At 61.9% G+C, this 7,332-nt stretch carries 9 protein-coding genes; 1 reads left to right on the top strand and 8 read right to left on the bottom strand.

Going from position 1 to position 7,332, the window contains the following annotated elements; translation table 11 throughout:
• Positions 1-174: 174 nt before the first annotated feature.
• From dsrO to V3572_RS02220, 5 genes are read right to left on the bottom strand one after another with little or no spacing between them, the layout of a single operon-like run.
• Positions 175-951 carry a sulfate reduction electron transfer complex DsrMKJOP subunit DsrO gene (gene dsrO / locus V3572_RS02240; RefSeq protein ID WP_332109340.1) on the bottom strand — a complete coding sequence of 259 codons (777 nt, stop codon included), beginning with the start codon at positions 949-951 and terminating at the stop codon, positions 175-177.
• Between the two features lie 39 nt (positions 952-990).
• On the bottom strand, positions 991-1,407 hold the full coding sequence (gene dsrJ, locus V3572_RS02235; RefSeq protein WP_163303321.1) for a sulfate reduction electron transfer complex DsrMKJOP subunit DsrJ: 417 nt from the start codon (positions 1,405-1,407) through the stop codon (positions 991-993).
• 2 nt (positions 1,408-1,409) lie between these two features.
• Entirely contained in the window at positions 1,410-3,029 is a 1,620-nt protein-coding gene (gene dsrK, locus V3572_RS02230) for a sulfate reduction electron transfer complex DsrMKJOP subunit DsrK (protein ID WP_332109339.1), read from the bottom strand.
• 43 nt (positions 3,030-3,072) lie between these two features.
• Positions 3,073-4,077 (bottom strand): sulfate reduction electron transfer complex DsrMKJOP subunit DsrM, encoded by a 1,005-nt coding sequence (gene dsrM, locus V3572_RS02225; RefSeq protein WP_332109338.1) that lies wholly within the window; start codon positions 4,075-4,077, stop codon positions 3,073-3,075.
• A gap of 38 nt (positions 4,078-4,115) precedes the next feature.
• Entirely contained in the window at positions 4,116-4,655 is a 540-nt protein-coding gene (locus V3572_RS02220; RefSeq protein WP_332109337.1) for an RsbRD N-terminal domain-containing protein, read from the bottom strand.
• Positions 4,656-4,827: 172 nt separating this feature from the next.
• On the opposite strand from V3572_RS02220, the gene V3572_RS02215 reads away from it, so the two are divergent.
• Positions 4,828-5,328, top strand: coding sequence for a hypothetical protein (locus V3572_RS02215; protein WP_332109336.1), 501 nt, complete (start codon positions 4,828-4,830; stop codon positions 5,326-5,328).
• An 82-nt stretch (positions 5,329-5,410) separates the two neighbouring features.
• On the opposite strand, the gene V3572_RS02210 is transcribed toward V3572_RS02215, so the two are convergent.
• From V3572_RS02210 to V3572_RS02200, 3 genes are read right to left on the bottom strand one after another with little or no spacing between them, the layout of a single operon-like run.
• Positions 5,411-5,689, bottom strand: coding sequence for an amphi-Trp domain-containing protein (locus V3572_RS02210; protein ID WP_163303326.1), 279 nt, complete (start codon positions 5,687-5,689; stop codon positions 5,411-5,413).
• Between the two features lie 48 nt (positions 5,690-5,737).
• Positions 5,738-6,373, bottom strand: a complete 636-nt coding sequence (locus tag V3572_RS02205; protein ID WP_332109335.1) for a hypothetical protein — start codon at positions 6,371-6,373, stop codon at positions 5,738-5,740.
• 51 nt (positions 6,374-6,424) lie between these two features.
• The gene (locus V3572_RS02200; protein WP_332109334.1) at positions 6,425-7,192 is read right to left on the bottom strand and encodes a ParA family protein; all 768 of its coding nucleotides are present in this window, start codon (positions 7,190-7,192) and stop codon (positions 6,425-6,427) included.
• Positions 7,193-7,332 lie beyond the last annotated feature (140 nt).

The following is a 7,332-nucleotide window of genomic DNA, read 5'->3' as shown; positions in this document are numbered from 1 at the left end:
GCTGGGCGATGTAAAAGCCCCAGGACACGTCGCGGCTTAAGTCGGTGACCACCAAGCCCTTGGTGAGCTGGAACATCCAGAAGCCCGCCCCCAGCCCGATGACGCACAGAAGGCCGATGATCAGGCCCCAGTAGCGCGGAGAGCCTCGAAGTGCTTTCTCGATCATGGCTTACCTCACATCAAGTAGTAGACGCTGGGGCCGGTGCCGGCGTCCGGTTTGCGGCGCAAAGCGAACCGTTCCCGCAAAACCTTGCGGATGTCGGATTCGGGGTCTTCCAGGTCGCCGAAGATGAGCGCGCCGCCGGAGGCCTCCACGCAGGCGGGCATCTTGCCCAGGGCCAGAAGCTCCGCGCAGAAGTTGCATTTTTCCACCACGCCGCGGGTGCGGGTGGGGAACAGCGGGTTGAAGTCCTTGATGAACGGCCGGGGATCCTGGAAGTTGAAGCTCCGGGCCCCGAACGGACAGCCCGCCATGCAGTAGCGGCAGCCGATGCAGCGGTGGAAGTCCATCATGACGATGCCGTCGGCCCGTTTGAACGTGGCCTGGGTGGGGCACACCCGCACGCACATGGGCTCTTCGCACTGGTTGCACAAAAGCGGATAGACGCGGTGCTCCACGTCCTCGGGCATATAGTGGCCGTGCTCGGTGGGGAAGGACTCTTCGAAGTTGGCGCCCCAGAACCACTTGATCCCCTTTTTGCCGGGGATGGTCGGGACGTTGTGTTGGGTGTGGCAGGCCGTGGCGCACACGTCCACCAACTCCTGGTTGAACCGGGTGGTGTCGATGGCCATGCCCCAATGCTTGGCCTCCATCGGCGCGTTGTAGTCCGCCGCCGTGGGTATATCCATGGCGCCGGCCGGAGCGTCGCCCAGAAAGCCGATCCGTCCGGCTCCCAACCCGAGGGCGGAAACCGCGGCCAGCTTCAGGAATTTTCTTCTGCTGCTTTTCATTGATGGTCCCCTTTCAGAGGTTGTGTCCCGCGGGGGGGCCTAGTGACCGCCGGCTTCCTGGGAAACCGGGGGAATGGGCCCAGCCTGTTTGGGCGACAGGTTGTGGCAGTCCCAGCAGTAGGGCGACACGCCTACGGGGGTATGGCACCGGTCGCAGAACTTGGCCTTGTCCGTGTGGCATTCCATGCAGGTGTTGGTCAGGCTGATGTCGAACTTCTGACCCTTGGAGTTCTCGTAGACGTGAACCCCTTGCCGGACCACCTTGTCGCGCCACTCGTCGAGGATCTGCATGTGCCGGGCGCGCATGACCTCTTTGGCCTCGATGCACTCCGAGGCGTTTTTGGGGAGTTCCAGTTTGACCTCGAAAGGAGCGCTGCCCGCGTTGAAGACGAACGGGAAAAGCACCAGCGCCGCGAAGACGATCAGTCCGGGGATGATGTATTTGGCCTGGTACATGGCTATTCCTCCTCCTCCTCATCCTCGAAGCCGGGGAGCGGGTTCTGGCGCAGGTCCATGGTCCGCGGTTTTTCTCCGTCGAGGATCAGGGCGTTGGACACCAATTCATGGATGCCGCACACGCTGACTCCCGGCGCCCAGTAGTCGCAAAGGGGCGGCAGGGTGGCCCGGTCGATGGCGCACATGCAGGCCAGGGTGTTCACGCCGTGGGTGTCGCGGACGTATTTGACCGCGTTGCCCCGGGGCAGGCCGCCGCGAAGCCGTGTTTCCAGGAATTCCTCGTTGTTTAAGCCCGCGCCGCCGCCGCAGCAGAAGGTCTGCTCGCGGATGGTGTTGTCGGGCATCTCGTAGAATTCCGGGACCACGTTTTTCAGGATGTAGCGGGGTTCTTCCAGGATGCCCATGCCGCGAGCGGTGTTGCAGGAGTCGTGGAAGGTGACCTTGAAGTTGGCGTTGCGGCTCGGGTCAAGCTTGAGCTTGTTGTTTTTGATGAGGTCGGCGGTGAATTCCGTGATGTGCAGCATCTTGGTTCCGGCCGCGGCGTCGAACCTGGTGCCGGTGATGGGGGAAACCGGTGTTTGCAGGAAGTTGGCCGGGCCGTTCATGGTCAGCATGTACTGGTTGATGACCCGCCACATGTGGCCGCACTCGCCGCCCAGAATCCATTTGACGCCCAGGCGCTCGGCCTCGTGGTACATCTTGCCGTTGAGCTTTTTCATCATCTTGTCGGATGTGAAAAGCCCGAAGTTGCCGCCCTCAGAGGCGTAGGTGCTCCAGGTGTAGTCGAGATCCAGGTAGTGGAACAGGATCAGGTACCCCATGAAGGTGTAGATGCCCGGGTCGGCGAAGATGTCGCCCGAGGGGGTGATGAACAGGATCTCGGCCCCTTTGCGGTTCAGCGGCGGATCGATGTGCACGCCGGTGACCGTTTCGATGTCTTCGCACAAAAACTCCACCATGTCCTTGAAGGCGTGGGGCTGGATGCCCAGGTGGTTGCCGGTGCGGTTGCAGTTGGCCACGGGTTCCATGATCCAGTTGATGTTGCAGCCAACCAGATGCAGAAGCTCCCGGGCCATCATGGTGATTTCGGCGGTGTCGATGCCGTAGGGGCAGAAAAGCGAACAACGGCGGCATTCCGTACACTGGTAGAAGTACAAAAACCATTCCTTGACCACGTCGACCTCAAGCTTGCGGGCCCCGGCCAGCCGCCCCAGGACCTTCCCGGCCATGGTGAAGTCGCCGCGATAAATGGAACGCAGAAGCTCGGCGCGCAAAACCGGCATGTTCTTGGGGTCGCCGCCGCCGATGAAGAAGTGGCACTTGTCGGCGCAGGCCCCGCAACGCACGCAGACGTCCATGAAGATTTTGAACGAGCGGTACTTGTCCAGACGCTCGCGGAAGCCCTCGGTGATGATTTCCTTCCAGTTCTCGGGCAGCTTCCAGTCGTCGTCCATGGGCGACCAGACCCGGGGATTGGGGAAGTTTAAGTACTTGAGGATGTCCGGTTTGGCCGGATAGCTGAAATTGCCCGGTTTGAACTTCGGCGGCACGTCCATCCAGGATGTGGGCGGCGTGCTGTAGTTGATCTTGATCAACTCTTCAGGTGGCGGATACTTGGCCATGATCGCTCCTTTTCACCAAGGGATAAATATGGGGTTTGGGCGCTTACGCCTTCTTGTCCACGGGCAGTCCGGCCTCGATCATCTTCTCGCGGAAATCGTCCTCGTAGGCCGCATAGGAGTGCGCCTTGATGGCCGGGTCGTTCCAGGGATTGACCCACATCTGGCGGCGGCTGAAGTTGGGCATGTTGCGCGTGGGGCTTAAGAACACGCCGCCCATATGCATGAGCTTGGAGAACGGGAAGTACATGAAAAGCACGCTCACCAAAAAGATGTGGACAAAAAAGGAGATGTCGATGGGATCCTTGGGGATGACCGGATGGAAGGTCACCAGGCCCATGGTCAGTTCCTTGACGGCGATGACGTCAACCTTGGCGATGTAGCGCATCCAGATGCCGGACAGGGCGATGGCCAGGATCAGGAACAGTGGAAAATAGTCGGACATGATTGAGATGTAATTGACCTTACAGTCGAACACCCGGCGCAGGAACAGAAACAGGATGGCCACGACGAAGATCATGTCGGACTGGTACAGGACCGGAACCCCGATCTGCAGGATGCTGTCGAAAAATTCCAGCTTCAGGATGGGCATGGGCACCGGGTTGGTGAACAGGCGCAGATGGCGAAGCACGATGAGCAGGAAGGAATAGTGGAACATCAGCGCGAAAAGCCACAACCATTTCGCGGAGTTGTATCCAACCTTGGGGCCATCCTGCTGCAGTTGGACGGACGTGTTGCGAAACAGCGACCGGAAGGTCAGCACTTCCAGGGCCATCCGGATGACCGTGCCGCTGGCGTTGTACGGGTTGTCCCACGGATTGTTTTTGATCCATGGAAGGGACTTCTGCTGCCCGCCGGTGGTCGGAATGCAGAAAGGCACGGGGGTTTTGGCCCAGCCCAGGATTTTCGATAAAAATCCGAACAGGAAGACCAAAAGGGCCAGATATGGGATGTAAATCCCAAAAAGACCCTTCCACCCGGCCTCACCGGCTCCCGCCCAGGCGAGCACGACAAGTGCCAGAACGACGAAGAAGGAGTAGAACGCTGCCATGGACCCTCACCTCGTTAAAAGTTTCACCGACAACGAATTCAGCTTTCCGGGGTCTCCGGATCAATCTCGCAAACGAGCCCCGCCCGCTTGAGCAGCCTGGAATATTGGGTGTTGATTTGATTGATTCTGAGTTGGAAGAGCTTTTCCCGGCATTTGCAATAGATGTCAAGGCAGATGAGCGCCAGCACGTCAATGCGTGATTCCAACTCAAAGAGCTCGGTGAAGCGCCCGTTTTGGCTGACCTCCTCCCACAGCACATCGCGGGCGGCCTGCTTGAGCAGATAAATGAAGGCCACGGCCTGGGCCGGAGTGAAGTCCTGCACGGCCCGCACCCGTACGATTTCGTCCAGGTGCGGCTCGAACACGGCCGCCGTCGGGGTTTCCGAGGTGTTGACCAGTTCGTTGAGAACGCCTTCCATGCCGATCTTGAAGCGATAGGCCACGGGATTGGCGAAGCGATCCTTCTGCTTTTTCCACAAAACCGCTGTTTCAGGCGCGTAGGTGGCCAGCGTCAGGTCAAACCAACGGTCCAGAATATCATCCTTTTTTTGGGCGAGGAGGGCGTTTGAAACCGTCATGCAATGTCCTTTTCTTCACAAACGTCTAACAGGTTGATTCCATACCAAAAACATGACAATTGTAAAGATGAAAAGGACACCGACAGCCCTTTCCGTCCTTTTTTGCCGCCCGGGCGCGGCAGGGCACGCCCGCAGACCGTCTGTGACAGGCCTTGGGCCAGGAGGCAAGGAGATGGAGCTTTCAAGCGCGCAACACGGCATCGTCAAGGCCGTCGCCGAGTTTTCGGCCGTGGAGCGTTATCAGGGGGCCATGCCCCGCAGGCACACGTTTTTGTATGACGAGCGCGACATCAAGGAGTTGGTGCATGCCGATTTTCTGGAATGGATCAAGCTGACCTTTTCCTGCGGCAAAGGGCTCAAGGGGTTGCGCCTGACCGATGCGGGACGCCGCATGCTGCTGGGCGGGCGCAGCCCGGGCAACGATTCGGTCGGTCTCGAACCCGAGCACCTGGATGTTTTGGGCGACACCTACCATCTGTCCAAGACCTCCCGCTACCGAGGGATCATGCCTGAAAAAAAGGCCCGTTTTTACGATCAAGACGATGTGGCCGACCTGTTCGCCCGGGGGTACCTGCTGCGGGTTCGCATCAAGTGGGGCGAGGGGCGCAAGGCCAAGGGCTATATCGTCTCCTCCAAGGGCTTGCGGGCCCTGCGGGAAACGGGCAGGCTGTAGTCCGCTTTTGTAACGACGGAAAACGCGCCCCCGGACAACCTGTTCGGAGGCGCGTTCTTTTTTTCACGCGGGAGGCGGCTGGTTAGTCGGCGAATCCGGCCCCGGTGATGCGGGCTTCTGGCGCCAGTTCCGCATCCCTTCCGGTCTTCCAGGACAGTTCCAGCGTGAACTTTTCCTTATCCTTTTTCTGAGACGCCTTCATGGATATGGACACGATGCTCGTCGGACGAAGCGTCACGCAGTCCTCACCAACGGTCATGCAGATACTTCCGGCCTTGAGATTGGACACCACATCCTCAAGTCGGGCCACCACCTCGCGCAATTCCAGCATGCCTTCCATCTTCACCTTGTTTTTAGCCATGGATTTCCTCCGTTTCGTTTCCGGGACGAGGCCGGGTTGTTGATGAATTCATTCGGCGGCGCAGATCGGGGACGTGGCCGCCTGTCGGCCCCAGACCACCACGGACACCTGGGTGGCCTGACCCCGGGTCACCAGCACGGACCCGCCCCGGCGGGACACGAAGTCCGCCAGTTCCCGGACATCAGGATGCGGTCCCTCGAAAAGGCTCAGGCTGCCGGGGAAAAAGTCGCCGCCGTCGGTCACGGACAGCTCCAGGCGGCCGGACAGGCGGCTGTGGAGATGGATGCGCAGGGGGGCGGCGGCCGGGCCGGATCGCGGCGCATCCTTGCCCATCTCCAGGATGAGCCGCAGGGAGTGGCCCAGAAGATAGGCCTGCCGCATGGGCAGATCAGTCAGGTCGCTTTCCGTGTCCACCGTGATGCAGGGCGGGCAGGGCAGGGCCGTCTCCGAACCGTCGATCATGTCGCGCAGAAATTCGAGGGTCCGGGCCACGGCGTCCGATTCGCGCCCGGCCGATCCGGCCTGGGACAGACGTTGCGGCCCGGTGGCCGCTGGCGAGTCCCCGGGGTCGGCCAGGATGCGGTCCAGGGCGCCGCCGCCGGAGCCTGAGGCCGAACGAGGCTCGTCCGCCGTGGATTCCAACCGGCCCAGGGGGTCTTTTCCCAGTCGAAGGGGTCTGGTCATGGTCGTGCCGCCTTGCAAAACGGGTTGTCCGGCAACCGGAGTGTCCGGAGGTCAGGGGATGGGCCTGGCGGCCCGCTCGGCCGCCTCGGCGGCCAGGGCCGCATAATCCGCGGCGCCCCGGCTGTTCGGGGCGTAGGTGAAAATGTCCTGGCCAAACCCCGGGGCCTCGGCCAGGGCCACGTTTTCACGGATGCGGGCGGCATAGGCCAGCCCGGGGAAATGTTCGTCCAGGCGCGCGGCCACCTCCCGGCTGAGCCGACGCCTTGTGTCGAAGCGGGTGAGCAGGATGCCCGCCAAGGCCAGATCCGGGTTGATGCGGGAGCGCACCGCGCGCAGGGTGTCGAGCAGGGCGGCCAGACCCGTAAGGGCCAGGAATTCGGCCTGCATGGGCGCCAGGGCCTCGGTGGCCGCGCCCAGGGCGCACACCGTCAGAAGGCCCAGATTGGGCGGGCAGTCGATGACTGCGACATCATAGCCGGGCAGCTTTTCCAGAACCCGGCGCAGCAGGCCCTCGCGACCGGGCGTGCCGGACAGGCGCGACTCGATCCCGGCCAGGGCCAGAGACCCCGGCACAAGGTCCGGGCCGAATCCGGCGCGGACGACATCCTGCGGCGCGGCCTCGCCGGTCAGGGCCCCGAACAGGCCGCCGCCCTTTTGGGCGGGCGCGTCGCAGCCCATGGCCGTGGTCAGGTGGGCCTGTGGGTCGGCGTCGACCAGAAGCACCCGCATCCCCAGGCGGGCCAGCCCCGCGCCGAGGTTGTGGGCCGTGGTGGTCTTGCCCACCCCGCCTTTCTGGTTGATGACCGCCAGGGTCCGCATGTCCAGGCCTCCCGAGAACTCCCGATAAAGTGCCTGATGTTGCCGCGCCCGGGTTGCTATGACGTGTCGCGATGGTGACGATTTGGCGTCGGGGCTGCCGCCCCGAACCCCGCCCGGGGGAAATCATTTCCCCCGGACCC

The organism is Desulfolutivibrio sp. (genome assembly GCF_036584575.1).
In the GTDB taxonomy this organism is placed as follows: domain Bacteria; phylum Desulfobacterota; class Desulfovibrionia; order Desulfovibrionales; family Desulfovibrionaceae; genus Desulfolutivibrio.
The sequence above is the reverse complement of the archived record's forward strand: the minus strand, read 5'-3'. Positions and strand labels throughout refer to the sequence as shown.

What these genes read in the sequence shown, in the direction of transcription:
- dsrO (WP_332109340.1), bottom strand. Translation starts at nt 951, where the DNA reads ATGAAAAGCAGCAGAAGAAAATTCCTGAAGCTGGCCGCGGTTTCCGCC.
- dsrJ (WP_163303321.1), bottom strand. Translation starts at nt 1,407, where the DNA reads ATGTACCAGGCCAAATACATCATCCCCGGACTGATCGTCTTCGCGGCG.
- dsrK (WP_332109339.1), bottom strand. Translation starts at nt 3,029, where the DNA reads ATGGCCAAGTATCCGCCACCTGAAGAGTTGATCAAGATCAACTACAGC.
- dsrM (WP_332109338.1), bottom strand. Translation starts at nt 4,077, where the DNA reads ATGGCAGCGTTCTACTCCTTCTTCGTCGTTCTGGCACTTGTCGTGCTC.
- V3572_RS02220 (WP_332109337.1), bottom strand. Translation starts at nt 4,655, where the DNA reads ATGACGGTTTCAAACGCCCTCCTCGCCCAAAAAAAGGATGATATTCTG.
- V3572_RS02215 (WP_332109336.1), top strand. Translation starts at nt 4,828, where the DNA reads ATGGAGCTTTCAAGCGCGCAACACGGCATCGTCAAGGCCGTCGCCGAG.
- V3572_RS02210 (WP_163303326.1), bottom strand. Translation starts at nt 5,689, where the DNA reads ATGGCTAAAAACAAGGTGAAGATGGAAGGCATGCTGGAATTGCGCGAG.
- V3572_RS02205 (WP_332109335.1), bottom strand. Translation starts at nt 6,373, where the DNA reads ATGACCAGACCCCTTCGACTGGGAAAAGACCCCCTGGGCCGGTTGGAA.
- V3572_RS02200 (WP_332109334.1), bottom strand. Translation starts at nt 7,192, where the DNA reads ATGCGGACCCTGGCGGTCATCAACCAGAAAGGCGGGGTGGGCAAGACC.